Genomic DNA, 1,007 nt, shown 5'->3' on the forward strand with positions numbered 1-1,007 from the left:
CGGGTGTCCTCGCGCTTTTTGGGCAAAAGATGGTGCGCCTCGTCGATGATCAGCCAATTCGGCCTTGCCGTGCGGTAGCGGACGCTGCCGAGGCCTGGCAGCAATTCGGCAAAGAAATCGGGCCGCTCGTCGACCTTCAGCGCCAGTCCGTTGACCACAATGTTGTTGTCCGGCTTGTCGATCAGCTCCAGCAACTGGTCCTTGCTCGGCGCGCTCGAGGCATCGCCGAGCGGCACCGCGCCCTGCAGCCCGTCATAGTCGCCTTCCGGGTCGAAGATACAGAACTGCAGCCCTTTCTCGACGAGCCGCTCGGTGAGCGCCGTGGCCAATGTGGACTTGCCGATGCCGGAGCTTCCGGCGATCAGAACGGTCTCGACTGGCGACAGATAGATCTTCTTGCCATGAGCAGTTCCCAACAGAACGCCGCGCGAGCGCTTTCGAGCGATCAGATGGTCGAGCTTGATAAGCTTGTGGATCAGGTCCTCGACACCTTTGCCGCGGGCGCTTTTCGTGACGAGGTCGGCTGTCTCCTTCACAGCCGGCAAGGCATTGGCGACGGCAACGCTGCATCCCGAGGCCCTGAGGAAGGCGTGGTCGTTCTCGGCATCACCGACTGCGACCACATTGTGGGGCGAAAGCCGCAGGTCGGAGAGCGCGGCTGTCAGTCCCGTCGCCTTGTTGATGCCGCTAGGCAGGATCATCACTGCGCCCTTGTTGAAGATGATCTCCAGCTCAAGGCCGAGCTTCTTGATGACGTCTAGAACTGTTGCCTGGTGCGGTTCCCATGTGGCGACGATCGAACGCCCGACGGACAGCGGCTTGACGCCTCGCTTCTTGAGCTTGTCGACAAGGTCGGCTGACGGAGCAGGAGAGATCGTGCGCTCTTCCTCGCTGCCCGGCGTGTAGATCAGCGCGCCGTTTTCCGCGACCACCTTGTCGAAGATGCTGAGTTCGGGAAACACCTCTTTCAGATCCGGCAATTCGCGGCCGGTGACCAGGATGAGCTT

At 61.5% G+C, this 1,007-nt stretch carries 1 protein-coding gene; it reads right to left on the minus strand.

Annotation, left to right across the window (positions count from 1 at the left end; genetic code table 11):
* A partial coding sequence (locus tag EOA38_RS37620; RefSeq protein ID WP_127301586.1) for an HAD family hydrolase occupies positions 1-1,007 on the minus strand: 1,007 nt, incomplete at both ends.

The organism is Mesorhizobium sp. M1E.F.Ca.ET.041.01.1.1 (assembly GCF_003997355.1).
Lineage (GTDB): Bacteria > Pseudomonadota > Alphaproteobacteria > Rhizobiales > Rhizobiaceae > Mesorhizobium.